Below are 22,677 nucleotides of genomic sequence, written 5' to 3'. Positions count from 1 at the left end.
GGCTCACGTCAGTCGCAACTGACCGAGCTCCTGCGTGCAGCGGGTCAGGGCGACATACAACCCGTTCCAGCCGCGGGGTTCGGTGGTGATGCCGTCCGGGTCGACGACCAGGGCGGCATCCCACTCCAACCCCTTGGCCTCGGTGGCGGCCAATACGACGGTGTCGGGCAGCTGGTCCCGCAACTCGGCGACACGGGCGGCGGGTGCGACGACACCCACGCTGCCTCCCGGCCAGCGGGCCGCCATCGCGGTCACCGAATCCCGTGCAGTGGCGGCGAGTTCGGCCTCGCTCACGGTCACGGTCCACGGGTCGATGCCGGAGTCCCGAACCGCTCGTGGTGGTTCGTTCTGGCTGCCGGCCCGGGCCAGCACCGGCCCGGTCAGCGCCATGACCTCCCGTGGTGTCCGGTAGCAAATCGTCAGATCGCTGCGGCGCCAACGCGTTCCGAAGACGGGGTCGATGGCCTCGGCCCACGTCGTATGGCGGTGCGGCGCCTCGGTCTGGTCGATGTCTCCGACCGCGGTGATCGACCGACTCGGGACACGCCGTCGCACCATCTCCCACTGCATGGCCGACAACTCCTGCGCCTCGTCGACGACCACGTGGCCATAGGCCCAATCCCGCCGGTTCGCAGCGCGATCGGCGAGGAACTCGCCCTGCTCGGTCGGTGCGTCGACAGTGCCGAGCAATTCGGCGACGGCATCCAGCAAGGCGATGTCGCTTGCGGCAAGCTGCCGAGGAGCACCGGCGACAAGAGCACGTTCACTGTCGTCGAGTGAGGTGGCGAACTGCTGCAGCAGTCGCTCGTCGCCGAGCAGTGCGTACAGCGTCCGGCGCGCGTCGCGGATCGGCCAGAAGTCGGCGAGGACACGAGCAACGTTGGGGTCGCCGGCGATTCGGTCGTGCAGCCGGTCGATGTCAGCGTCGGTCAGCGTGCCGTCGACCTCGGAACCGCTGATGTCGAGGCGGACCCCACGGTCGTCGTTGCGTGCCTGTCCGGCGTCGACCTTGGCGAGGATGTCCTCGAAGCCCACCTCGACCCCGGCCAGCAGCTCCTCGTGCCGTTCGACGGTGGAGTCCGTCACCAGGTCGTGCATGTGCTCGATGAACCATTGCCGCGCCGCGTGCAGATCTCGTCCTGCCAGAGCACTCTCCAGCGCACGTCGAACGCGCGGCGCCCGCACCGTGTGGTGCTCGCCGTCGAGCACGAACGTCAGGTCGGCGGGTGCCGGTGCGAGGGAGCGCACCCATGCCGCGAGGGTCGGCTGCCAGCAGGCACGGCCCTTGATCTCGGCAAGCTCCCGTGACTCGTCGCACTCGACGGACGCCCCGGGCAACAGGGTCTCGCACGTCGCGGGCACGACAGCGGTTTCGCCGAGCGCAGGAAGTACCTGCGCGATGTAGTCCAGGAACCGCCGAGAAGGTCCGAGCACCAGCACGCCCTGGCCGGCGAGCTCCGGGTGGGTGAACAGCAGATACGCCACGCGGTGCAGTGCGACGACGGTCTTGCCGGTGCCGGGGCCGCCCTGCACGACCAGCGGGCCGTCGCTGCTCGCGCGGACGATGCCGTCCTGTTCCTTCTGGAGCGTCGCCACGGCTGTGCCCATCCGCCCGGTACGCCGTGCGGACAAGGCGTTGAGCAACGCGCCCTCACCCACGAGGTCACCGGAATCGGTTGAGCCGTCCAACGGTTCGTCATCCACCCCGGTGACGCGGCGCGCGTCCATGTGGATGTGCCGGCGCCGTTGCTGACCCTGCGGGTCCAGCGGAGTGGCGGTGTAGAAGGCACGCGCTGCAGGTGCTCGCCAGTCGAGCACGAGAGGGTCCGATTCGTCATCGGCCCGCGGTATGCCGACCCGGCCCAGATGCCGCACGGTGCCGTCCGTGGCGTCCAACCTGCCGAAGACCAGGCCGGACTCGGCGTGTTGCAGGTCGGTCCGGCGGCGCCTCAGGGTGGTGTTCCGAGCGGCTTCCACGGTGTCCCGTGGTGCCCTGGCCAGGTCGATCTCGAGTTCGGCCAGGAGTTCGTCTCTGCGCAGATACGCCTCGTCGACCGTCTCCTGTTCCTGGGTCAATGCGCCGTTGTGTGCGGTGGTCGCGGTTTCGCTCACGGAGTCCTCTCGGGGCGGTGACTGCACCGTCTCAAGCGCCCATGATGTGCGGATTGTTCCCGCGCTCGCACCTTTGACCTACGGCGAGAATCGTGGCCTCGGCGCTGTCAGTGAACGACCTCGATGCCGGCGGAGCGGAACTCGTCCAAGGCTCGCGCGGTCGATTCCGCAGCCACACCGGCGGTCAGGTCGGTCAGCACGCGGGTGGAGAAACCGGCTGCGGCCGCGTCCAGGGCGGTGGCGCGAACGCAGTAGTCGGTGGCGATGCCGACGACGTCGACTTCGTCGATGTCATGGCCGCGCAGCCAGTCGGCCAGTGCCACGCCGTCCTCCGTGGCACCCTCGAAACCGCTGTATGCCGCTGCGTACTGTCCCTTCCGGAACACCGCCGCCACCTGTGCGATGACGGGTTGTACCTCGGAACGGAAGTCGGCACCCGGTGTCCCGACCTCGCAATGAATCGGCCAACTATCCACGAAATCAGGAGTTTTCGACCAGTGACTGCCCGGGTCGACGTGCCAGTCGGCGGTCGCGACGAGGTGGGAGTAGTCCGTGCCGTGCCCGTCGACGTAAGCCGCGATGCGTTCGGCGACGCCGATGCCGCCCTCGACCGCGAGCGAACCGCCCTCGCAGAAATCGTTCTGGACATCGACCAGCACCAGTGCGCGTCCCATGTGGTGCAGCCTACGACGTTGCGGAAGGCAGAAGCCGGAGTCCCATCACCCGTCGATCGGCGTCGAGGAGGCCCAACGTCACCCACCCCCGTGATCTGTAGAGCTGGACGGCGGGGTCATCGTCGTCGGCGCTCGTGCCGAGCAGTGCGCGTCCGGTCACGCCGTCGAGCAACGCGTCGTGCAGCCGACGTCCGACGCCCTGTCGACGCGACGCCGGGTCGACGGCGAGTTCGACGAATTCGAAATGGTCGCCGACCCATTCGCGGCCGACCTCGGGCAGCGAACGTGTCACCAGGTCCGGCCAGAACTGGCCGCGGATGCCGCGGTAGCCCCAGGCGAACCCCACCGTCCGGTCGCCGTCGAGCGCGAGGGCGAGTCGGTAGTCGTCCCGCGCGCGATGGCGGTCGTACAGCTGCTCGCGCCACGTGGCTTGGTCCGGAAAGTCACCGAAAACCGTGTCGTACAGGGTGAATACGCGTGCTGCGTAGGCAGCGGCGCTCGCGCCGTCCAGGACGTCGATGCGCGTCATATCGCTCACCGCCGCTTGGTCTCGATACGGCGCTCGTTCCTCACGCCTACCCTTCGAGACGCCGCTCGTCCCTCGCGGCTCCTCAGGGCGGTGCTCGACACGCTGGCTACCGTCGGGGGAGTGGCAGGTAGGCGCCCATGACCTGGCGGTTGTCCTCGAGGTGACCCAGGGTGCTCCAGCCGCGTGACTTGTAGAGGCGCAGCGCCGGATCGTCAACGGCGAGAACGGTTCCGAGGAGTGCACGGCCGGTCAGGCCGTCGAGCAGGGCGTCGTGCAGTCGCCCGCCCAGACCCTGCCGGCGCGCCTCGGGGTCGACCGCCAACTCGACGAGTTCGAAGTGATCGCGAACCCACTCGGCCGGCAACTCCGGCAGCGTGCGTGCCACCAGGTCCGGCCAGTGCTGGCCGCGCTCGCCGCGGTAACCCCAGGCGAAGCCGAGGACACGCTCACCGTCGAGTGCCAGCACCAGCCGGTAGCCGTCGCGCCTGCGGTCACGGTCGAACAGCTGCGCGCGCCAGTCCGCCTTGTCGGGGAACCTGCCGAACACCGCGTCATACAAGGCGAATATGCGATCGGCGTATGGCTCGGCGGCGTCGCCGTCCAGCAGCTCGATGCTCGTCATTGCGTCCGCTCCTTGTCATCACCCTGCTGGTAGAGCGTCGGGATCACCGGCTCGCCCCGGGACATCTGCCGAGCAGTCGGCGGCAGCTCCGCCCGCGACATGCGGTGCTGCTCGCGGGCATCGTCGAGTGTGCCGTGGAAGACCTGCTCACCCTTCGTGATCAGCGGCACCAGCAGCGAACGGTCATCGCCGTCGTCCACCGGCGGTGTCCCGATGCCGATGACCTCCGCCTCGGCGATGCCCTGCGGTGTGCGGCGGCGCAGCGCGAACTTGCGGCCGCCGATCGATGTCTTGTCCTTGCTCTTCTTCGCGACGCCCTGCAACTCACCGGCGGAGTTCTCGCGAGCCACCAGCTTGTAGACCAATCCCGCTGTGGGGGCACCGGATCCGGTGACCAGCTGGGTGCCGACGCCGTAGCCGTCGACCGGGCCGGCCTGTAGTGCCGCGATGGCGAACTCGTCGAGGTCGGAGGTGACGACGATCTTGGTCTTCGTGGCACCGAGCGAGTCGAGTTGCTCGCGGACCTCGCGCGCCTGCTGCAACAGGTCGCCGGAGTCCAGCCGGACCCCGCCGAGCTCGGTGCCGGCGACCTCGACCGCCAGCCGCACGGCGTTCGGCACGTCGTAGGTGTCGACCAGCAGCGTGGTGCCCGGGCCGAAAGTGTCGACCTGGGACTGGAATGCGGCACGCTCGTCGTCGTGCAACAGCGTGAACGCGTGCGCGGCCGTGCCCGTCGTCGGAACGCCGTACCGTCGCCCCGCCTCCAGGTTGGACGTGGTGGTGAAGCCCGCGATGTATGCCGCGCGGGCCGCGGCCACCGCGGCTTCCTCGTGGGTACGACGCGACCCCATCTCGATGCACGGGCGCTCCTCGGCGGCAGCCGTCATACGGCTGGCAGCGGACGCGATCGCGGTGTCGTGGTTGAGGATCGACAGCACCAGCGTCTCCAGAACGACCGCTTCGGCGAAGCTCGCCTCGACCACCAGCATCGGTGAGCCGGGGAAGTAGACCTCACCCTCCGCGTAGCCCCAGGCGTCGCCGGTGAAGCGGTATGACGCCAGCCAGTCCAGGGTCCGATCGTCGACGACCCGGCGCTCGCGCAAGGCCTGCAACTCCGCGTCGTCGAACCGGAAGTTCTGGAGGGCGTCCAGCAGCCGGCCGGTGCCGGCCACCACGCCATACCTCCGTCCGTCGGGCAGGCGGCGACCGAACGCCTCGAAGACGCTGCGACGGTTCGCGGTGCCGTCACGCAGCGCCGCACTCAACATCGTCAGCTCGTAGTGGTCGGTAAGCAGCGCGGTGGACGCGCCCACGGGTGTGGTCACGCGCGTCACTCTAACGTCGTCGAGGCAGGCGGCGTCGCTTTCCCTGGGGTGTCTTGCCTATCGTGGTGGCGTGTCTGTAGCGCCCCCGGAGCATGCCTCGCCCGACGTCGACCTCGACGTCGAGGCGACCGAGCAGACGGATCGGCCGTGGGTGACGTTGGTCTGGAACGACCCGGTCAACCTGATGTCGTACGTCTCCTGGGTGTTCCAGAACTACTTCGGTTACTCGCAGGCCAAGGCGGAGAAGCTGATGATGTCCGTCCACCGCGACGGAAAGGCCGTCGTGTCGAGCGGGCCACGGGAACGGATGGAGACCGACACCGAGGCGATGCAGGGCTACGGTCTGTGGGCGACTTTCGAGAAGGACGCCTGAGCATGGCAACTGCGTTCAAGCGCAAGGGTTCTCGCGTCGTGGCGCGCCTGGATGGCAACGAGCGGGCGATCGTGCGCGAGTTGCTGGGTCAGACGCGTGAACTGCTGACTCCCAGCGGCGGGCTCTCCGGTGACCCGGTCGAGGACCTGCTGGCCGGGCTCGGGAACGCGCCCGACCCGGAGGAACTCGCACATCGCGATCCGGCACTGGCCAGGCTGCTGCCCGATGGGCACCGGGGCGATCAGGAGGTGGCCGCCGAGTTCCGTGCGCTCACCGAGCACAGCCTGCGGCAGCGCAAGGTCGCCAACCTGACGACGGCCATCGACGCATTGGACCAGCCGGCGACGCGGGACAAGCTCGACCTGGATCTCGGCCAGGCGCAGGCACTGCTGGTCGGTCTCGCCGACGTACGGCTGGCGTTGGGGGAGCGACTTCGGCTGCGCACCGACGAGGACAGCGAACAACTGCAACGCGACCTCGCGGAGGCGGGTGAGGACGCGTCGGAGGACCCGCGGCTGATCATCGGCCTCTACTACGACTTCCTGACCTGGATGCAGGAGTCGCTGGCCGGAGCCTTGCTCTAACAGGGTTGGCAATAGAATCCGGAGCATCATGAGCGAAACCTCCGTCTCCGCCAAGAAGCCCCGCCTGCGTGTCGCACCGTCACCGACCGGTGACCCGCACGTCGGCACGGCATACGTCTCGATCTTCGACCTCGCGTTCGCGCGACAGCAGGGTGGCAGCTTCATCCTGCGCATCGAGGACACCGACCGCGCGCGGTTCCAGGAGGACAGTGAGCAGCAGCTCTACGACACGCTGCACTGGCTCGGTCTCGGCTGGGACGAGGGCCCGGACAAGGGCGGGCCGTTCGCGCCGTACAAACAGTCGGAGCGACTGGACACCTATCAGCCGTATGTCGAGCAGCTCATCGCCGACGGGCACGCTTACTACTGCTGGTGTTCCAGTGAGCGACTGACCCAGATGCGTGAGGTGCAGCAGAAGACCAAGCAGCCGACCGGCTACGACCGCACCTGCCTCGGCAAGACGAAGGAGGAGCGGGCCCAGCTGCCCGGCTTCAACGAGACGCCGGTCGTCCGGATGCTCATCCCGGACGACGCGCCGCTGCAGTTCGACGACCTGATCATGGGCCCGACCAAGGCGCCGCGGCCGGACGACCAGGTGATCCTGAAGGCCGACGGTTTCCCGACCTACCACCTCGCGGTCGTCGTAGATGACCACCTGATGGAGATCACGCACGTTGTCCGTGGGCAGGAGTGGATCTCCTCGACGCCCAAGCACATCCTGCTGTACCAGTGGCTCGGCTGGGACGCTCCGCAGTTCGCACACATCCCGTTGCTGCGCGAGGAGAAGCGGGCCAAGATCTCCAAGCGCAAGAGCCCGTGGGCGAAGCTGACCTGGTTCCAGGAGCAGGGTTACCTGCCCGAGGCACTGGTGAACTTCCTTGCGTTGCAGGGACATCCGCCGATCATCGAAGACGACGGGACCGAGCGAGAGACCTTCAGCTTCGAGGAGTTCAGCAAGAACTTCGACTGGCACAAGATCAACCCGGCCGGTGCGGTGTTCAACCTGGACAAGCTGAACTGGCTGAACGGGCACTACCTGCGCGAGCTGTCCGAGCAGGACCTCGCGCAGCGGCTGCTGCCGTTCCTGCAGCGCGACGGCGCCCTCCCGCAGCCGGCGTCATTGCCGCAGCTGGGTCGCCTCAACGCGCTCGTGCCGCTCATCCAGACCCGCATTAACCTGCTGTCGGAGGCGTCCGCGCTCGTCGCACCGTTCTACGTCGAGGACGACAAGCTGGAGATCGCCGAGGACGCCCGCAAGCAGCTGAAGGAGAGCGCCCCGCAGGTGCTCGATGCGGCCATTGCCGCGCTCGAGCCGATCAGCGGAGCCGTCGGCAACCCCGACGGCAGCGGACTGGAGTGGACCGCGACGCGTCTGGAGGAAGCGCTGCGTGCCGCGATCGTCGACGGATTGGGCATCAAGCCACGGCTCGCGTTCGGTCCGATCCGGACGGCCGTCTCCGGGCAGCGCATCTCGCCGCCGTTGTTCGAGTCGCTGGAGATCCTCGGCAAGGACTCGACGTTGCGTCGCCTCAAGGCGCTGCGCGCGACGCTCTGAGCAGCCACCGCCCGGTGATCGACGAAACGCGCTGCGAATGAAGTCTGTTCGGCTATCGGTGTCTGCGGTTCTGTTGGATGTCGACGACACGCTGGTCGACACCACGGCTGCCATGGTCGCCGCCGGCGCCATCGGTATGGCGCAGGTGTGGCCGGACCAGGACGAGCTGTGGTGTGCGGCAGCGGCCGCGCGCTTCCGCAGCGATCCGGGCGGGTTCTTCCGCCGGTACATCACCGGCGAGCTCGATTTCGAGACCATGCGGGCGGGGCGTCTCGCCGAGGTCGGCCAAGCGCACGGCCTTGCAGTGCCCGGCGGTGCGCTCGAGACCTTCGAGGCCGCGTTCCGGCCGGCGTTCGTCGCTCGACAGCACCGCTTCGACGATGTGCTGCCCTTCCTTGCCGCGTGCGAGGCGACGGGGATCGCGGTCGGCGCGCTCACCAACTCCTCCGCGGATGCGACGTTCCCCAAGCTGGAGGTGACCGACCTGGCGGACCGATTCGCCACGCTGGTCACCCGGGACACGCTCGGGTTCGGTAAGCCGGACGCCCGGGTCTTCGAAGCGGCGTGCGAGCGACTCGGCAGTGAGCCGGCGCAGACGGCATACATCGGTGACGAGTGGGACGCCGACATCGTCGGCGCGAGCGGCGCCGGCCTGCAGCCGATCTGGTTGCGACGCGACGGTAGGGCGGAGGCGACGGGGCTGGTGGATGTGCCGTCCATCACGTCACTGGCGCAGTTGTCGCCCACCGCCGACGGACTGGACATCCCCGATTTGGGCGCAGCGCCATCTACCGGGTAATGTTTCGCCTCGGTTCACCTCGTCGGTGGCGTTCCGCCAGCAGCGAAGTGATACCCCCTTGGGGTATGGTGTAATCGGCAGCACGACTGATTCTGGTTCAGTTAGTCTAGGTTCGAGTCCTGGTACCCCAGCCATCGGCGAGAGATCGCCGATTCGGTGAAATCGCCCGCTTGCGGGTATGGTTTCACCAGCCGCGGCCCCATCGTATAGCGGCCTAGTACGTCGCCCTCTCACGGCGGTAACGCGGGTTCGAATCCCGCTGGGGTCACGTAGAACGAGCGCCCGAGTCCACCTGGACTCGGGCGCTTCGTCATTCCCCCTGCATGGCCCTGCGAACGGCCTTCGTGACGGCCCGGACTGCCGGCGCCGGTGTGGCCGCCGCGGCCCGCACCGACATGCGAACCTCGGGGGCAGCCGGCAACTCGACGCACTCGACCAGGCCCTCGGGTGCCCGGCCGATGTGGGGGAGCAGGATGACGCCGAGCCCGGCGCGCGCCGCCGAATATCCCCCGGACAGGTTCGACACCTCCGCGACGAGGTCGTACTCCCGGCCGGCCCCGGCCAGGGTCTCGAAGGTCGGCCGGCGCAGCATGCACGGCTCGTCGAAGGCGATGACCGGCAAGGGGCCTGCATCGGGAGCGCGGAAGTCCTGCGCGGCGAACCAGCACAACCGGAGTCGGCTCCGCTCGGTCGTGGCCGGCCGGGCGAGTTCGGCGAGGACGATCAGATCTGCGACACCCTCCTCGAGGGCTCGCTCGACGTGCGCGGTGCGGTCCAGGCGAAAGCGGAAGCTCGTCTCCGGGAGCGCCGCCCGCAACGCGCTCGAGATCTCCGGCAGCAGCATCTCGGCGGCGTGCTCGGAGGCGCCGATGGTCAGTGTGCGGGAGTCCGGGTCCTCGAAGAGTCGCACCGCGTCGTCGTGGGCGGCGAGGATGCGTCGCGCGCTGCGCAGTAGCTGATCACCGTCGGGCGTGAAGCGCGTCTGGCGTCCGCTGCGCTCGACCAGTTGCCGGCCGGTCGCCTGCTCCAATTTCCGGACGTGCTGGCTGACGGCCGATTGCGTCAGGTGGAGGGTCACGGCGGCGCGGTGGAAACCGCCTGCCCCCGCGATCGCGACGAGAGAACGCAGCGGAGTGATGTCGAGAGTCGCGGACATGGTCACACCGTAACCGATCAAGAAACACGATTGATAATGATCACTGATCATTGTTGGACGCCGCGTCGGTCGTCGTTCGACGATGGACCGGTGAAACTTCCGGTGCGTCTCTCGCTCGTCGTCGTCGTCCTCTACGCCTTGGGTTATCCGATCGGCGCGCTCGCCGTGCAGGCGATGTCGCCCGGTCTGGTGCTGGTGCTGCGTTTCGTGGTGTCGGCGCCGATCCTGCTGTTGCTTGCAGCCCGGCGCGGGGTGTCGTGGCCGCGCGGAGCGCAACTCGGACACGTGGTCGTGGTCGGCGTACTCATCCAGGCGGTGCAGTTCATCGGCTGTTACGAAGCGCTCAGTCTGGGCCTGTCTCCGGTGTTGGTCGCGTTGATCGTGTCGATGAATCCCGTTGTCACTGCTGCCTTCGCGAAGCCGATGCTGGGTGAGCAGATCACCCGGAGGCGTGCGTGCGCGCTGGCCCTGGCGGTCGTTGCCGTCCTCGTGGCGTTCGCCGGCCGGCTCGGGTCCGCCGGTTCGCTCGGCGTCGGCATCGTCGGTGTGCTGATCGCGCTGGTCGGACTCTCGTTCGGGGGTGTCTATCAGCAGCGCCACGTGCGTGGTGTCGACCCGATCATGGGCACCGGGATCGGCATACTCGCGTCCGTGCCGGCGGCCGTGGTGTTCGCGGTGACGCAACCGATGCACGTCGACCGGCCGGTGCAGGCGGTCTGGTCGATGGCCGCGATGATCGGGTTCAGCTCACTGCTCGGGATGAGCTTCTACCTCGCGGCGCTGCGGCGCGGGGGCGCCGGTCAGGTGGCCATGCTCTTCGCCGTCATACCCTCGGTGTCCGCGGTGCTCAGCTGGCTGCTGCTCGGTGATCGTCCGGACGCGGGCGTCATCGGTGGTCTCGTGCTCGGTGCCGCCGCGTGCCTGCTCGGCCGGTCCGCGGTGACCGCGCCGACCGTCACCGCGACGCGGTGCGAGGCACGCCCCGCGTCCTTGGAGTCGGTGCGCTGAGCCATCATCGGAGGATGACCACGCACGTCTGGTACGCCTCCTACGGCTCGAACCTCTCACCGCAACGCTTCGATTGCTACATCAGCGGCGGGCGCCCCGAGGGCGCGCGACGGACGTACACCGGATGCCGGGACACCTCGATGCCCACGGGTTGCCGGCCGACGCAGTTGCCCGGGCGTGTGCTGTTCGGAGAGGAATCCGGCGTGTGGGGTGGAGGTATGGCGTTCTACGACCCGCTCGGTGAGGGTCCGGCCCTCGCGACCGCCTACCGGCTCACGGTCGAACAGTTCTCCGACGTGTGGTTCCAGGAACGGCATCTGCCCGTGGGCGGCAATCTACCGCTGGCGGAGGCCATCGCGGCCGGGGAATGGGTCGGTGGCACCGATCTCTACGACCGGGTCCTGGTCGCGGGCGCCATCGAGGGCGAGCCAGTGCTCACCTTCACCTTCCCGGACACGATGGGCGTGCAGGAGCGGCCGCCGTCACCGGCATACGCCGCGACCATCGAGCGGGGGCTGATCGCCACGCACGGACTCGGTCGTGAGGAGGCAGCGGCGTACGTCGCGAGGCTCGTCGGTGGCCGGACGGTGCACTGAACCCGGGGGATTCGCACCGCCGGCGACCGACGTCGGCGGCTCGGTAGTCTCGACGGATGTGGATTCTGCTGGTCCTGCTGCTCGTCGTGGTGGTCGCCGTGGTCTACCTGGTGACGGTGCGGCGCAGGGGCGGCGCCGAGGTGCCGGCCGAACGGATCGAGGAGTTCGACCTGCAGCTGTCACACGAGGCGCGGGTGGCGATCGGCGCGGCCATCGCGAGGGGCAGGAAGGTTCTCGCGATCAAGCTCTACCGCGAAAACACCGGGGCGGACCTTGCGACGAGCAAGGCAGCGATCGACAAGTGGTACAAGGGAATTCGCGGGTAGTGCGAGTCACTCGCCGTTCGTCGTGCTGAGCGTCTGCTGGGCGAGCCGGCGCAGGGTCAGGATCATCGGATCCGTCAGCACCGTGCCGACCGTGACCTGACGCAGCGCGCCGTCGGCGTCGTCGGGCACAGTGCTCATGTCAACCGCAGCCAGCCGTTCGGCCGCATCGGCATACCGGTCGAGTTGCGTGAGGTCCGCGCCCAGCACGCCTGCGGCCACGATGAGACGAAGTTGTTCGCCGAGGAGGACGAGCAACGGGTCGTCGGCTCGGGTCGGCCAGTTGCGGGACGCTGCGAATTCAGTTGCGAGCGCTGTCCATTCCGGGTCCGGCTGCTGGGGGAGCGGCGGGGTGATGGACTCCTGTGCGACCCCGAGGAGTTCGTGCCGGGGAACGTTCGGGCTGTCCAGCGTGTCCAGGACCTGGCGAACCCGGGTCAGGCTCAGCCCACCCGATTCGAGTAGCGCGCGGATCAGACGGACCCGGTCGACGTGCGCCGCGTTGTAGGTCGCCTGTGTCCGGCTCGTCGCGGTGCCGGACGGCAGCAGCCCCTCGCGCAGGTAGTACTTCAACGTGGCGACGGGTACCTGCGTCTGGGCGGCCAGCTCGGAGATGCGCATGGAAGGGATCTTGACATTGGATAGCACCACTCGCCAATAATGGAGAGTCGCACTATCCAATAGGCCCCGGGAGTATGCCGTGAAGATCACCATGACGACCCACGCCCACGAGGGTGACCTCGTGGTCTTCCTGATCGGCATGACCGTCCGCAAGCCATGGCGGGTCGATCAGTGGGGCCGTGTCGCGGCTGCGATGCGGCGCATGCAGGCCGAGCTGTGGCGCAACAAGTCGCGTTCCGAGGCAGGCGAGGAGCAATGGCTCGGCTTCATCGGCGGATACAACTGCGTCGGCCCGCGCGGGCCGGTCGCGGTGCAGTACTGGCGCAGCGCGGAGGACCTCTACGGCTACGCCAGTGCCGAGCAATTGGAACACCGACCGGCCTGGCGGGAGATATACCGCCGCGCGAACGGCCGGCGCCGGGACGACGGCATCGGCATCTGGCACGAGACCTATGTCGTTCCGGCGGGCGGGCACGAGTCGGCATACGGGAATCTCGATGACTGGGGCCTGGCGAAGGCCACCGGGTCGATCCCGCTCACCCGTCGCGGGCGCACCGCCCGCGAGCGGCTCGCGTCATCGGCCTAGGCCGGGTCAGGCCGACTCGCCGCGACGCTGGGTGGCCGCATGTGCGCGGGCCAGCACCTCGGTGAGCTTGTTCGCGCCGGCGACGACGGTCCCGGCGTGCAGTCGCCCGGGCTGGCGGGAGACGCGCTCGATCGGACCGGAGATCGAGACCGCGGCGATGACCCGACCGGACGGACCGCGGACCGGGGCGGAGACCGAGGCAACGCCCTGCTCCCGCTCGCCGACGCTCTGCGCCCAGCCACGGCGGCGGACCGCCGACAGCATGGTCGCGGTGAACTTCGCGCCGTGCAGGCCACGGTGCAGTCGGTCCGGTTCCTCCCAGGCCATCAGCACCTGAGCAGCCGATCCCGCCTGCATCGTCAGCGTCGCGCCGACGGGGATCGAGTCGCGCAGGCCCATCGGCCTGTCCGCTGCGGCGACGCAGATCCGCTGGTCGCCCTGCCTGCGGTAGAGCTGCGCGCTCTCCCCGCAGTGGTCGCGCAAGGCGCCGAGCACCGGCCCGGCAGCTGCCAGGAGGCGGTCCTCGCCCGCCGCGGAGGCGAGCTCGCTCAGTCGCGGACCGAGGATGAAACGACCCTGCATGTCTCGTGCGACGAGGCGGTGGTGCTCGAGGGCGACGGCCAGTCGATGTGCCGTCGGCCGCGCGAGTCCGGTGTGAGCTACCAGTTGGGCGAGGGTGGATGGGCCGGCTTCAAGGGCAGAAAGCACCACGGCCGCCTTGTCCAGAACGCCAACACCGCTAGAGTTGTCCATGCACTGATACTGACGTCTCAGTCCGCGAGACGCAAGTCCTTGTGGCGAGTTTCACGGTCAGGCTCGGTCGGCAACAGGTGTTCCGGGGCGAGAGTCGCCCCGGGTCGAGGCTCGGTGAAGGAGGGTCGACGTGGGAAACACGTTGGCGGAAAAGGTTTGGGAACAACACGTCGTGCGCCAGGCCGACGGTGAGCCGGATCTGCTCTACATCGACCTACATCTCGTGCACGAGGTGACCAGCCCGCAGGCGTTCGAGGGACTTCGGCTGTCGGGTCGAACGGTGCGCCGGCCCGACCTGACGGTTGCCACCGAGGACCACAACGTCCCCACGACGGCCGGACCGATCACGGACCCGGTGAGTCGCACCCAGGTCGAGACGTTGCGCGCGAACTGCGAGGCGTTCGGCGTGCGGCTGTTCCCGATGGGTGATGCCGAGCAGGGCATCGTGCACATCATCGGCCCGCAGTTGGGCCTGACCCAGCCCGGTACGACGATCGTTTGCGGCGACAGCCACACGTCGACACACGGCGCGTTCGGTGCGTTGTCCTTCGGCATCGGCACCAGCGAGGTCGAGCACGTGCTCGCGACCCAGACGCTGCCGTTGAACCCGTTCAAGACGATGGCCATCAACATCGAGGGCGCGCTGCCGGAGGGTGTGACGGCGAAGGACATCATCCTGGCTGTCATCGCCAAGATCGGCACCGGCGGCGGCCAGGGCTACGTGCTCGAGTACCGCGGATCGACGGTGCGTGAGATGTCGATGGAAGCTCGAATGACCATGTGCAACATGTCGATCGAGGCCGGTGCCCGGGCCGGCATGGTCGCCCCGGACGAGACGACGTTCGCCTATCTGAAGGATCGCGAACACGCTCCGCAGGGTGCCGATTGGGACGCCGCGGTGCAGGCATGGTCGGAGTTGGTCAGCGATGACGACGCCGCCTTCGACGCCGAGATCGACATCGACGCCAGCGCACTGACGCCGTTCGTCACGTGGGGAACCAATCCCGGGCAGGGACTCCCGCTGTCCGCGGACGTGCCCGACCCCGAGAGTTTCCCGGGCGAGAACGAGAAGGCCGCGGCGCAGCGAGCCATCGAGTACATGGGCCTGACACCGGGTATGCCGCTGCGCGAAATTGCAGTGGACACAGTGTTTCTCGGCTCATGCACCAACGGCCGGATCGAGGACCTGCGTGCGGCCGCCGACGTCATCAAGGGCCACCGGGTGGCCGACGGAGTGCGGATGCTCGTCGTGCCCGGATCGGCGAAGGTGCGGCTGCAGGCCGAGGGCGAGGGACTCGACAAGGTCTTCTCCGAAGCTGGTGCCGAATGGCGGCTCGCCGGGTGCTCGATGTGTCTGGGCATGAACCCCGACCAGCTTGCTGTTGGCGAGCGGAGTGCGTCCACCTCGAACCGCAACTTCGAGGGACGACAGGGCAAGGGCGGTCGGACGCACCTGGTCAGCCCACTCGTCGCCGCTGCGACCGCGATCCGCGGGACGCTGTCGAGTCCGGCCGACCTGACCACCACCAACTGAGCTGCACCGAGCCGAGGGAAGAGGAGCGACACGAGCCATGGAGAAATTCACCCAGCACACCGGCGTGGGAGTTCCGTTGCGGCGCAGCAACGTCGACACCGATCAGATCATCCCGGCCGTCTACCTGAAGCGCGTCAGCCGCACGGGTTTCGAGGACGGCCTGTTCGCCGCGTGGCGCAACGACGAGACGTTCGTGTTGAACAACCCTGCGTTCCGGGGCGGTTCGGTGCTCGTCGCCGGTCAGGACTTCGGCACGGGCTCGTCCCGTGAGCACGCGGTATGGGCGTTGATGGACTACGGCTTCCGGGTCGTCCTGTCCTCGCGGTTCGCCGATATCTTCCGCGGCAACGCGGGCAAGGCCGGACTGCTCGCCGCCCAATTGCGGCAGGAGGACATCGAATTGCTGTGGAAGCTCTTGGAGAACGACCCGGGCATGCAGGTGACCGTCGACCTCGAGCAGCGGACTGTGGTCGCCGGCGAGCACGTCTTCGGATTCGAGGTCGACGACTACATCCGCTGGCGCCTGTTGGAAGGCTTGGACGACATCAGTCTGACTCTGCGACACGCGGATCAGATCACAAATTTCGAATCTGCCCGACCGAGCTGGAAACCGTCGACCCAACCGGCCTGACCAGCTGTCCGTCATACCACTTCGCGCGGGTGTCCCTTTTGGGGGCCCCGCGCGAATTGTGTTGGTGTTAAAAGAAGTTGAGATATCGCGACACGGTATGACGCGCTCCCGGCGCGGCATGCGCACAGGGTGGAATTGACCCGGTGCGGACCTCTTGGACCGCCCAAAGCTGTTGTGCCATGGGCAAATAGAGCGGCGTTGCAGGTTGCCGACTTGACGTGGTGGGCATACCGTCTGTCTCAATCGAGCGTCAGCTTGAGGAAGTGCAATAGGACGTCCGGTCGAACGCCGGCACCACCCGAAGGGGATAGGACCCATGAACAAGGCAGAGCTCATCCAGAGCTTGGAAAGCCGTCTCGGCAGTAAGAAGGCAGCCAGCGACGCGCTGGAGGCTGTGGTGGATGCCATCATCCGCGAGGTCGCCAAGGGCAACAAGGTCGGCATCACCGGCTTCGGCACCTTCGAGAAGATCTCGCGTGCGGCCCGCACCGGCCGCAACCCGCGCACCGGCACGACAGTGCGCATCAAGAAGACAGCTGTGCCGAAGTTCAAGCCCGGCACGGCGTTCAAGGCCGTAGTGGCCAACCCGCGCTCGCTGCCGAAGACCGGCAACGCCGGTGGTCGCGCGTCGACCGCGGCGGCAGCAGCACCCGCCAAGAAGACCGCTGCGAAGAAGACCACGGCCAAGAAGGCGACCGCGAAGAAGACGACCGCCAAGAAGGCCACTCCGGCCAAGGCGGCCGCGAAGAAGACCACCGCCAAGAAGGCCACTCCGGCCAAGGCGGCGGCCAAGAAGACCACCGCCAAGAAGGCGACCCCGGCCAAGGCGGCCGCGAAGAAGACCACCGCCAAGAAGGCCACTCCGGCCAAGGCGGCGGCCAAGAAGACCACCGCCAAGAAGACGACTGCCAAGAAGGCAACCGCGAAGAAGACCACCGCCAAGCGCGCTTCGCGTCGCTGACGCATCGCACGTCGCGCAACCGCCGACGGCCATCTCGTGTTTCACACGGGATGGCCGTCGGTCTGTTCTCCGGGAAGTTCGGTCAGCGGATCCGCTGACCGGGGCCGATGCCGTCGATCCAGAGGCGGGTGACACCTTCGCCACCCACTTCGATACTGACCCGCTGCCCGGGTCGCAGATGGCGCAGGTGCGACTTCGCGAACGTCTCGTGATCGACGGTCAACAGCCGGCCGTTGTCGGTCAGCACACTGCCGGAGCCGCTGTCGTTGTCGAAGGTGTGAATGGTCGCCTGCATGCCTGCCAGCCTACGGGTACGAGGAACTGGCACCGTGCGCGGCGCGCGCTCAGGCGAGGGAGTCCAGCAGTCGTCCGGTCCACGGTCCGACACCGAGTTCACGGACGCGACGGAGCGACGCGTCGTTGTCCACGTCGGTCCGCAGCCGGGGTAGATCGAGCTCGAGCGTCGTCGCCGAACGCGCATGGCGCGCAGCCGAACCCGTCCCGAATCGGGGGACCAATCGTGCCGCATCGTGATGGGTCAACAACACGGTGCCACTGCCTTCGTGGTCGGGTACGACGGCTGCCTCGGCGGCCGCGCAGGCCGCCAGCCCGCGGGCCAGTTCGGCGGCATTGAGAGCCGGAAGATCACCGAGCAGGACAGCGGCCGGGCTGTGCGGGGCCGCCGCGCTGACTGCCGAAATGCCCGCAGCGACAGCGGCATTGAGTCCGCGCGCCGGGTCGTCCACGACCGCCGCGCCGGAACCGCGTAGCTGCAGACGGATCTCGGGGTCCGCGGTCACCACGAACACCTGGTGCGCGGGTACGACGGCCAGCACGGTGTCGAGGGTGTCCAGCGCGATGGCGAGTGCGAGGTCGCGTCGTTGCACACCCGCGGGCGGGCGCAGTCGAGACTTCCCCCTCGCACTGTGTTTCACCGGAACGATCACGTGCCAGGTCGAGGTGACTGCGGCTTCCACGTGGACGATGTTCTCAGACCGACCGACACGCCTGTCGCGGCGGTTCACTTACGCGGCGGCGGCGGAGTGGGGTTGGATAGTGAGAACTGCAGGTATTGTCGCGCCCTGTGCGGGCAGAGCCAGGACCGCCGTGCGGACTGAGGTAAGGAGCCAACACTCGTGTCGCGTCCCCCGATGACGGAGAACATCGAGCCGATGTACTCCAAGGTGATCACGACGCTGTACCCGGTGTTGCAGCGGATCACCATCCGTGACTGGACAGGCATGGAGCACGTCCCGCGCGACGGAGGCTTCGTCGCCGCCTCCAACCACATCTCGAACATGGACCACTTCCCACTGGCGCATTTCCTCGTGGCCTCCGGCCGCGCCCCGCATTACCTGGCCAAGGCCTCGCTCTTCAAACCGCCGGTGGTGCGGCAGATCCTGCAGGGCACCGGACAGATCCCCGTCTACCGGGGCACGTCGCGGGCGACGTCCGCGCTGTCCGCGGCGACCGAGGCACTCGAGCGCGGGGCCTGCGTGTGCGTCTACCCCGAGGGCACGATCACCCGCGAGCCCGACTTCTGGCCGATGGTCGGCAAATCCGGCGCCGCACGACTGGCGCTGGAGAGCGGCGTGCCGCTGGTCCCGTTCGCGATCTGGGGCACCCAGGAGATGATGTGGCCCTACCGCGACAAGGTGCCGAAGCTGTTGCCGCGCAAGCTGATCCACGTCGCCGCCGGTCCGGAGGTCGATCTGAGCGACCTGCGGGAGGGTCCGATCGATGCCGTCAAGCTTCGCACCGCCAGCGTGCGGCTGATGGACGAGATCACGCGGCTGTTGGAGGGCATCCGGCACGCGAAGGCGCCCGACACACGATTCGACCCGCGCACCCAGCATGCGGCGCGCGGCGGTGACGGGCCGCACAAGATCGCCGACCCGTCAGAGACGAAGGGTGACCGATGACTCAGGTAGCAGTGCTCGGCGGAGGCAATTGGGGCACGGCATACGCCGCGATCATGGCGGACGCCGGGTGCACGGTCCGGTTGTGGGCGCGGCGGCAGGAGGTCGTCGACGAGATCAACAGCACTCATCTCAACTCCGCCTACCTCGCCCAACGCGAGCTGCCGGAATCGATCACGGCCACCGGTTCGTATGCCGACGCGCTGGACGGTGCGGAGATCGTCGTGCTCGCCGTCCCGTCGCAGACGTTGCGTGGCAATCTGGCCGATTGGCGAGACCTGCTGCCCACGAATGCGCCGATCGTCTCGCTGATGAAGGGTATCGAGCTGGGCACCGGCGAACGGATGAGTCAGGTGATCGCCGAGGCAGGCGGTGTCGAACAGGACCGCATCGTCGTGGTGTCCGGGCCCAACCTCGCACCCGAGATCGCCGCCCGGCAGCCGGCTGCCGCCGTCGTCGCAGCCGCGAGTCCCCTGGTGCGGGCCAAGGTGGCGGAGGCCAGCGCGACGTCATACTTCCGGCCCTACCTGGGCACCGACGTCGTCGGGACCGAAATAGCCGGTGCCACCAAGAACGTCATCGCACTCGCCGTCGGCATGGCGTCCGGCATGGGCATGGGCGACAACACGATGGCCAGCCTGCTGACGCGTGGGCTCGCCGAAACCGCCCGGCTGGGAACGGCGTTGGGCGCCGACCCGCAGACCTTTCTCGGCCTCGCCGGCGTCGGTGACCTCGTCGCCACGTGCGCGTCCCCGCTGTCGCGCAACCGTACGTTCGGTTATCGCCTCGGGTCCGGGATGTCGCTCGACGAGGTCATCGCCGGCACCAAGCAGACCGCCGAAGGTGTCAAGTCGTGCGAGTCGATCCTGCAGCTGGCGCAGAGTGCTGACGTCGACGTGCCGATCGTCGAGAACGTCGCGGCGGTCGTGCACGATGGCCGCGACCCGAAGGACGTCGTCGGAGCGTTGATGTCCCGCGCCCGCAAGCACGAGACGAACTAGCCGGGGTCACCCGGCTACGACGACGTCAGCCGGCCGACCCGAGGGCGGCGTCCAGGTCACGCCACAGGTCCTCGACGTCCTCGACGCCGACCGACAACCGCAGCAGCTGTTCCGGGACGCTCGTCGGTTCGCCGGCATGCCGACGCCGACGCTCCAGCGATGACTCGACCCCGCCGAGACTCGTTGCGGGCAGCCACAGCCGGACAGCGTGCTCGACGGCCTCCGCCGCGCTGCGGCCCCCGGCGAGCTCGATGCAGACGATCGCGCCGAAGCCAGGATAACGGACGGCGCCGACCGCAGGGTGCTTCGCCAGCCGGTCCGCGAGCTCCGCCGCGTTGGCGCACGAGCGCTCCATCCGCAGGTGCAGCGTGCGCATGCCGCGCAGTGCCAGCCACGCCTCGTGCGGACCGGGTATGGCGCCGTGCAGAGTGCGGTGGATGTGCAAGCGCTCTCGCACGTCGTCGGAGGCGGTCACGACCGCACCGAGCACGACATCGGAATGGCCGGCGAGGAACTTGGTGACCGAGTGCACGACAACGTCCGCGCCCCGCTCCAGCGGTCGCGCCAACAGTGGCGTGTTGAACGTGTTGTCGACGACCGAGACGACGCCACGATCACGAGCCGCCGTCAGGATGGTCGGCAGGTCGGCGATCTCGAGCATCGGGTTGGTCGGCGATTCCAGCCACACCAGGTCCGCGCCGTCCAGGGCGTTGAGCACTGCGCCGGTGTCCGTCGGGTCGACCCGTCGCGGGACGAGTCGTCCGTGCTCGGCCAGTCGGTCGACCAGGGAGCTGCTCCCGTTGTAGACGTGCTCCGGCAGGACGACGGTGCCACCCTGTGGCGTCAGGTCCACGCAGGCACTCACGGCCGCCATACCACTGGCGAAGGCGAGTGCGCTGCCGCCCTCGAGATCACCGAGCACCTGCTCGAGCGCCTCCCATGTGCGGTTGGTGAAGCGCCCGTATGCCGGGCCGTCGCCGGCGACATACGTCGAGCTGAGCTCGATGTCCGGGCTCGCCGGGGCTCCGGCCTGCCGGGCAGGGCGTCCGAGTCCGACCAGTCGGGTCGCGGGGGAGTAGCTGCTGGCGTCTTCAGGCATGCGCCCACCTTGGCACGCCCTACGGTTGCATAGCGCGGCCGTCCACGTCCTGCACGTTAGGCTCACGGTGATGAGTGAGAACAGTCCGGCCGCAGGTGCCAGCTCAGCTGCCGATGAATCCACCCGAAAGCCCGTCGTCGCAATCGTTTTCGGCGGCCGGTCCAGCGAGCACGCGGTGTCCTGCTCGACCGCGGCCAGCGTGCTGCGCGCGATCGACCGTGACCGGTTCGACATCGTGCCGATCGGCATCGCGCAGGACGGTCGATGGGTGCTCGTCGCCGACGACCCGGAGCCGTTGCAGCTCACCGCCGACCACACGCCGAGCGTGCAGGGGGAGACGACCGCGCTGTTGTCGACCGATCCCGGCGCTCGCGAGGTGATGGTCTTCGCGCCGAACGAACCTCCGCGGCGGCTGACATCGGTCGACGTCGTGTTGCCGCTGTTGCACGGACCGTTCGGTGAGGACGGCACGTTGCAGGGCTTGCTCGAGCTCGCCGACACCCGTTATGTCGGCTCCGGTGTGGCCGCGTCCGCGGTGATGATGGACAAGGCGCTGATGAAGGTCGTCTTCTCGGCCGCCGGGCTGCCGGTCGGCCCGCACGTCGTGATCACCGACAAGGAGTGGCGTCGCGACAGCGCCGCCTGTCTCGACGGGGTCGCCAGCCTCGGTATGCCGGTCTTCGTCAAGCCGGCGCGTGCGGGGTCCAGCGTCGGTGTCGTCAAGGTCGACCGTCCCGAAGACCTGGAGCAGGCCATCGAGGTCGCACGTCAGTCGGATCCCAAGGTGCTGGTGGAGGCCGCGATCGCGGGTCGCGAGGTCGAGTGCGGCGTGCTCGAGGGGCGCGGTTCGGACCCCGCACGGGCTAGCAAGATCGGCGAGATCACGGTGACCGGCGACCGCCATACCTTCTATGACTTCGAGGCGAAGTACCTCGACAGCGACGCGCAGCTGAGCTGTCCCGCGGACCTGCCCGAGGAGGTCGCGGAGGAGATCCGGCGACTGTCCGTCAAGGCTTTCGAGGCGGCCGGTTGCGAGGGCCTGTCACGTGTGGACTGGTTCTATGAGGCCGGAACGGGCTTGACACTGAACGAGATCAACACGATGCCGGGCTTCACCCCGTCGTCGATGTTCCCGCGGGTGTGGGCGGAGTCCGGCTTCGACTACCCGTCGTTGATCACCGAGCTGATCGAGCTCGCACTGGAGCGACGCGTCGGCCTGCGCTAGCTGCAGCGGTGGGTTCCCTGTGGGATCTGCCGCACCGCTGCGGTGAAGGCACCGAGCGGCGGGAACGCGTTGTACTTCGTCGGGACCAGTACCTCGACCGCGGGCGAGCGACCGAAGGTGACGTAGCGCGCTCCGTCCGACAGCTTCGTGCCGACCCAGTCGACGCCGTCGACTCTGACGCAGTGCTCGGTCGTCGGGCCTGGCGACGTGAGGCCACAGCGGGCGATGATCGCCGGGTCACCCCAAGCGCCCACGGTCGGTGACTTCGTGGTCACCTTGCGTGCTTTCTGGTCGGCCACTGTGGTGGGCCAGTGCCGAGCAGCCTTGGCGCACAACGGATTCGACGCCAGATCGGCGGGGGACGCCTTGACGGCATCGTCACCTCCGCAGCCGACGAGCGACGCGGTGAGCGCCACCGTGCAGGCGGCCACGGTGAGAGAACGGATCAAGGATGGACCACGGTGCAGGTGAGCGTGCGCATGATGCCGGGGGCTTCCTGGATCTTCGCGACGACCAGCGAGCCCAGCTTGTCGAGCGTCTCGGCCTCGGCGCGGGCGATGACGTCATACGGGCCGGTGACGTCCTCCGAGGACAGCACGCCGGGGATCTCGCGCACCGCGGCGGCGACAGCCGTCGCTTGGCCGAGGTCCGCCTGGATGAGGATGTAGGCCTGAACCATTGCGTAGTCTCC

The 22,677-nt window shown here is 68.3% G+C and carries 27 protein-coding genes and 2 tRNA genes; 16 read left to right on the top strand and 13 right to left on the bottom strand.

The features are described from left to right. Positions 1–3: 3 nt before the first annotated feature. The 5 genes from ACZ50J_RS15810 to ACZ50J_RS15790 form a co-directional block, all read right to left on the bottom strand. Positions 4–2,112 carry a HelD family protein gene (locus tag ACZ50J_RS15810; RefSeq protein WP_464298108.1) on the bottom strand — a complete coding sequence of 703 codons (2,109 nt, stop codon included), beginning with the start codon at positions 2,110–2,112 and terminating at the stop codon, positions 4–6. 107 nt (positions 2,113–2,219) lie between these two features. Continuing rightward, complete coding sequence (locus ACZ50J_RS15805) at positions 2,220–2,786, bottom strand: isochorismatase family protein (protein ID WP_464298107.1); 567 nt, start codon at positions 2,784–2,786, stop codon at positions 2,220–2,222. Between the two features lie 10 nt (positions 2,787–2,796). After that, the gene (locus ACZ50J_RS15800) at positions 2,797–3,315 is read right to left on the bottom strand and encodes an N-acetyltransferase family protein (RefSeq protein ID WP_464298106.1); all 519 of its coding nucleotides are present in this window, start codon (positions 3,313–3,315) and stop codon (positions 2,797–2,799) included. Positions 3,316–3,421: 106 nt separating this feature from the next. Further along, on the bottom strand, positions 3,422–3,937 hold the full coding sequence (locus ACZ50J_RS15795; RefSeq protein WP_464298105.1) for an N-acetyltransferase family protein: 516 nt from the start codon (positions 3,935–3,937) through the stop codon (positions 3,422–3,424). Beyond that, positions 3,934–5,262: a nicotinate phosphoribosyltransferase gene (locus tag ACZ50J_RS15790; RefSeq protein WP_464298104.1), complete on the bottom strand. Its 1,329-nt coding sequence runs from the start codon at positions 5,260–5,262 to the stop codon at positions 3,934–3,936. The genes ACZ50J_RS15795 and ACZ50J_RS15790 overlap by 4 nt, the downstream gene beginning before the upstream one ends. A 70-nt stretch (positions 5,263–5,332) precedes the next feature. Here ACZ50J_RS15790 and clpS point away from each other — a divergent pair, with 70 nt between their 5' ends. From clpS to ACZ50J_RS15760, 6 genes are all read left to right on the top strand, one after another. Beyond that, on the top strand, positions 5,333–5,635 hold the full coding sequence (clpS, locus tag ACZ50J_RS15785; RefSeq protein WP_464298103.1) for an ATP-dependent Clp protease adapter ClpS: 303 nt from the start codon (positions 5,333–5,335) through the stop codon (positions 5,633–5,635). 2 nt (positions 5,636–5,637) lie between these two features. After that, the gene (locus ACZ50J_RS15780) at positions 5,638–6,219 is read left to right on the top strand and encodes a DUF2017 domain-containing protein (protein ID WP_464298102.1); all 582 of its coding nucleotides are present in this window, start codon (positions 5,638–5,640) and stop codon (positions 6,217–6,219) included. Positions 6,220–6,247: 28 nt separating this feature from the next. Further along, the gene (gene gltX / locus ACZ50J_RS15775; protein WP_464298101.1) at positions 6,248–7,774 is read left to right on the top strand and encodes a glutamate--tRNA ligase; all 1,527 of its coding nucleotides are present in this window, start codon (positions 6,248–6,250) and stop codon (positions 7,772–7,774) included. A gap of 37 nt (positions 7,775–7,811) precedes the next feature. Continuing rightward, complete coding sequence (locus ACZ50J_RS15770) at positions 7,812–8,573, top strand: HAD family hydrolase (protein WP_464298100.1); 762 nt, start codon at positions 7,812–7,814, stop codon at positions 8,571–8,573. 59 nt (positions 8,574–8,632) lie between these two features. Then, positions 8,633–8,707: transfer RNA gene (locus tag ACZ50J_RS15765), tRNA-Gln, on the top strand. A gap of 61 nt (positions 8,708–8,768) precedes the next feature. After that, a tRNA-Glu gene (locus ACZ50J_RS15760) sits at positions 8,769–8,841 on the top strand. Between the two features lie 42 nt (positions 8,842–8,883). Here ACZ50J_RS15760 and ACZ50J_RS15755 read toward each other — a convergent pair. Beyond that, complete coding sequence (locus ACZ50J_RS15755) at positions 8,884–9,729, bottom strand: LysR substrate-binding domain-containing protein (protein ID WP_464298099.1); 846 nt, start codon at positions 9,727–9,729, stop codon at positions 8,884–8,886. A 90-nt stretch (positions 9,730–9,819) separates the two neighbouring features. On the opposite strand from ACZ50J_RS15755, the gene ACZ50J_RS15750 reads away from it, so the two are divergent. The 3 genes from ACZ50J_RS15750 to ACZ50J_RS15740 are packed head-to-tail and all read left to right on the top strand — an operon-like array spanning position 9,820 to position 11,659. Next, positions 9,820–10,737: a DMT family transporter gene (locus tag ACZ50J_RS15750; protein WP_464298098.1), complete on the top strand. Its 918-nt coding sequence runs from the start codon at positions 9,820–9,822 to the stop codon at positions 10,735–10,737. A 14-nt stretch (positions 10,738–10,751) separates the two neighbouring features. After that, positions 10,752–11,333, top strand: a complete 582-nt coding sequence (locus tag ACZ50J_RS15745; RefSeq protein WP_464298097.1) for a histone deacetylase — start codon at positions 10,752–10,754, stop codon at positions 11,331–11,333. A 56-nt stretch (positions 11,334–11,389) separates the two neighbouring features. Continuing rightward, positions 11,390–11,659 carry a hypothetical protein gene (locus tag ACZ50J_RS15740; RefSeq protein WP_464298096.1) on the top strand — a complete coding sequence of 90 codons (270 nt, stop codon included), beginning with the start codon at positions 11,390–11,392 and terminating at the stop codon, positions 11,657–11,659. A 6-nt stretch (positions 11,660–11,665) separates the two neighbouring features. Here the strand turns inward: ACZ50J_RS15740 and ACZ50J_RS15735 are convergent, their stop codons facing one another. Then, positions 11,666–12,277, bottom strand: coding sequence for a MerR family transcriptional regulator (locus ACZ50J_RS15735; RefSeq protein WP_464298095.1), 612 nt, complete (start codon positions 12,275–12,277; stop codon positions 11,666–11,668). 79 nt (positions 12,278–12,356) lie between these two features. On the opposite strand from ACZ50J_RS15735, the gene ACZ50J_RS15730 reads away from it, so the two are divergent. Beyond that, positions 12,357–12,863 (top strand): DUF4188 domain-containing protein, encoded by a 507-nt coding sequence (locus ACZ50J_RS15730; RefSeq protein ID WP_464298094.1) that lies wholly within the window; start codon positions 12,357–12,359, stop codon positions 12,861–12,863. A 6-nt stretch (positions 12,864–12,869) separates the two neighbouring features. Here the strand turns inward: ACZ50J_RS15730 and ACZ50J_RS15725 are convergent, their stop codons facing one another. Next, entirely contained in the window at positions 12,870–13,616 is a 747-nt protein-coding gene (locus ACZ50J_RS15725) for an IclR family transcriptional regulator (RefSeq protein WP_464298093.1), read from the bottom strand. A gap of 130 nt (positions 13,617–13,746) precedes the next feature. Here ACZ50J_RS15725 and leuC point away from each other — a divergent pair, with 130 nt between their 5' ends. From leuC to ACZ50J_RS15710, 3 genes are all read left to right on the top strand, one after another. Continuing rightward, positions 13,747–15,150 carry a 3-isopropylmalate dehydratase large subunit gene (gene leuC, locus ACZ50J_RS15720; RefSeq protein ID WP_464298092.1) on the top strand — a complete coding sequence of 468 codons (1,404 nt, stop codon included), beginning with the start codon at positions 13,747–13,749 and terminating at the stop codon, positions 15,148–15,150. A 37-nt stretch (positions 15,151–15,187) separates the two neighbouring features. Further along, positions 15,188–15,781, top strand: a complete 594-nt coding sequence (gene leuD / locus ACZ50J_RS15715; protein ID WP_464298091.1) for a 3-isopropylmalate dehydratase small subunit — start codon at positions 15,188–15,190, stop codon at positions 15,779–15,781. A 316-nt stretch (positions 15,782–16,097) separates the two neighbouring features. After that, entirely contained in the window at positions 16,098–16,742 is a 645-nt protein-coding gene (locus tag ACZ50J_RS15710; protein ID WP_464298090.1) for an HU family DNA-binding protein, read from the top strand. Positions 16,743–16,824: 82 nt separating this feature from the next. Here the strand turns inward: ACZ50J_RS15710 and ACZ50J_RS15705 are convergent, their stop codons facing one another. Both ACZ50J_RS15705 and cofC read right to left on the bottom strand, forming a co-directional pair. Then, positions 16,825–17,037, bottom strand: coding sequence for a hypothetical protein (locus ACZ50J_RS15705; RefSeq protein ID WP_464298089.1), 213 nt, complete (start codon positions 17,035–17,037; stop codon positions 16,825–16,827). Between the two features lie 49 nt (positions 17,038–17,086). Continuing rightward, on the bottom strand, positions 17,087–17,719 hold the full coding sequence (gene cofC, locus ACZ50J_RS15700) for a 2-phospho-L-lactate guanylyltransferase (RefSeq protein ID WP_464298088.1): 633 nt from the start codon (positions 17,717–17,719) through the stop codon (positions 17,087–17,089). 159 nt (positions 17,720–17,878) lie between these two features. Here cofC and ACZ50J_RS15695 point away from each other — a divergent pair, with 159 nt between their 5' ends. Both ACZ50J_RS15695 and ACZ50J_RS15690 read left to right on the top strand, forming a co-directional pair. Continuing rightward, positions 17,879–18,664 carry a lysophospholipid acyltransferase family protein gene (locus ACZ50J_RS15695; protein WP_464298087.1) on the top strand — a complete coding sequence of 262 codons (786 nt, stop codon included), beginning with the start codon at positions 17,879–17,881 and terminating at the stop codon, positions 18,662–18,664. Beyond that, on the top strand, positions 18,661–19,662 hold the full coding sequence (locus ACZ50J_RS15690; protein ID WP_464298086.1) for an NAD(P)H-dependent glycerol-3-phosphate dehydrogenase: 1,002 nt from the start codon (positions 18,661–18,663) through the stop codon (positions 19,660–19,662). The genes ACZ50J_RS15695 and ACZ50J_RS15690 overlap by 4 nt, the downstream gene beginning before the upstream one ends. A 25-nt stretch (positions 19,663–19,687) precedes the next feature. Here the strand turns inward: ACZ50J_RS15690 and ACZ50J_RS15685 are convergent, their stop codons facing one another. Continuing rightward, a complete protein-coding gene (locus tag ACZ50J_RS15685; RefSeq protein ID WP_464298085.1) occupies positions 19,688–20,761 on the bottom strand; it encodes a trans-sulfuration enzyme family protein in 1,074 nt (357 codons plus the stop codon). Positions 20,762–20,831: 70 nt separating this feature from the next. Between ACZ50J_RS15685 and ACZ50J_RS15680 the strand changes: the two genes are divergently transcribed. Beyond that, entirely contained in the window at positions 20,832–21,986 is a 1,155-nt protein-coding gene (locus ACZ50J_RS15680) for a D-alanine--D-alanine ligase family protein (protein WP_464298084.1), read from the top strand. On the opposite strand, the gene ACZ50J_RS15675 is transcribed toward ACZ50J_RS15680, so the two are convergent. Both ACZ50J_RS15675 and ACZ50J_RS15670 read right to left on the bottom strand, forming a co-directional pair. Beyond that, positions 21,983–22,435: a DUF3515 family protein gene (locus ACZ50J_RS15675; protein ID WP_464298083.1), complete on the bottom strand. Its 453-nt coding sequence runs from the start codon at positions 22,433–22,435 to the stop codon at positions 21,983–21,985. The two genes, ACZ50J_RS15680 and ACZ50J_RS15675, sit on opposite strands and share 4 nt — an antisense overlap. Then, a complete protein-coding gene (locus ACZ50J_RS15670) occupies positions 22,432–22,665 on the bottom strand; it encodes an Lrp/AsnC family transcriptional regulator (RefSeq protein ID WP_188838156.1) in 234 nt (77 codons plus the stop codon). The genes ACZ50J_RS15675 and ACZ50J_RS15670 overlap by 4 nt, the downstream gene beginning before the upstream one ends. Between the last annotated feature and the right edge of the window lie 12 nt (positions 22,666–22,677).

This window comes from Flexivirga sp. G2 (assembly GCF_055397625.1).
This window is presented reverse-complemented; position numbering and strand designations above follow the sequence as displayed.

Excerpts from the sequence above, each read along its gene's own strand:
- ACZ50J_RS15805 (WP_464298107.1), bottom strand. The coding sequence starts at position 2,786 with ATGGGACGCGCACTGGTGCTGGTCGATGTCCAGAACGATTTCTGCGAG.
- ACZ50J_RS15800 (WP_464298106.1), bottom strand. The coding sequence starts at position 3,315 with ATGACGCGCATCGACGTCCTGGACGGCGCGAGCGCCGCTGCCTACGCA.
- ACZ50J_RS15795 (WP_464298105.1), bottom strand. The coding sequence starts at position 3,937 with ATGACGAGCATCGAGCTGCTGGACGGCGACGCCGCCGAGCCATACGCC.
- ACZ50J_RS15780 (WP_464298102.1), top strand. The coding sequence starts at position 5,638 with ATGGCAACTGCGTTCAAGCGCAAGGGTTCTCGCGTCGTGGCGCGCCTG.
- gltX (WP_464298101.1), top strand. The coding sequence starts at position 6,248 with ATGAGCGAAACCTCCGTCTCCGCCAAGAAGCCCCGCCTGCGTGTCGCA.
- ACZ50J_RS15770 (WP_464298100.1), top strand. The coding sequence starts at position 7,812 with ATGAAGTCTGTTCGGCTATCGGTGTCTGCGGTTCTGTTGGATGTCGAC.
- ACZ50J_RS15755 (WP_464298099.1), bottom strand. The coding sequence starts at position 9,729 with ATGTCCGCGACTCTCGACATCACTCCGCTGCGTTCTCTCGTCGCGATC.
- ACZ50J_RS15745 (WP_464298097.1), top strand. The coding sequence starts at position 10,752 with ATGACCACGCACGTCTGGTACGCCTCCTACGGCTCGAACCTCTCACCG.
- ACZ50J_RS15740 (WP_464298096.1), top strand. The coding sequence starts at position 11,390 with ATGTGGATTCTGCTGGTCCTGCTGCTCGTCGTGGTGGTCGCCGTGGTC.
- ACZ50J_RS15735 (WP_464298095.1), bottom strand. The coding sequence starts at position 12,277 with ATGCGCATCTCCGAGCTGGCCGCCCAGACGCAGGTACCCGTCGCCACG.
- ACZ50J_RS15725 (WP_464298093.1), bottom strand. The coding sequence starts at position 13,616 with ATGGACAACTCTAGCGGTGTTGGCGTTCTGGACAAGGCGGCCGTGGTG.
- leuD (WP_464298091.1), top strand. The coding sequence starts at position 15,188 with ATGGAGAAATTCACCCAGCACACCGGCGTGGGAGTTCCGTTGCGGCGC.
- ACZ50J_RS15710 (WP_464298090.1), top strand. The coding sequence starts at position 16,098 with ATGAACAAGGCAGAGCTCATCCAGAGCTTGGAAAGCCGTCTCGGCAGT.
- ACZ50J_RS15705 (WP_464298089.1), bottom strand. The coding sequence starts at position 17,037 with ATGCAGGCGACCATTCACACCTTCGACAACGACAGCGGCTCCGGCAGT.
- ACZ50J_RS15690 (WP_464298086.1), top strand. The coding sequence starts at position 18,661 with ATGACTCAGGTAGCAGTGCTCGGCGGAGGCAATTGGGGCACGGCATAC.
- ACZ50J_RS15685 (WP_464298085.1), bottom strand. The coding sequence starts at position 20,761 with ATGCCTGAAGACGCCAGCAGCTACTCCCCCGCGACCCGACTGGTCGGA.
- ACZ50J_RS15680 (WP_464298084.1), top strand. The coding sequence starts at position 20,832 with ATGAGTGAGAACAGTCCGGCCGCAGGTGCCAGCTCAGCTGCCGATGAA.
- ACZ50J_RS15670 (WP_188838156.1), bottom strand. The coding sequence starts at position 22,665 with ATGGTTCAGGCCTACATCCTCATCCAGGCGGACCTCGGCCAAGCGACG.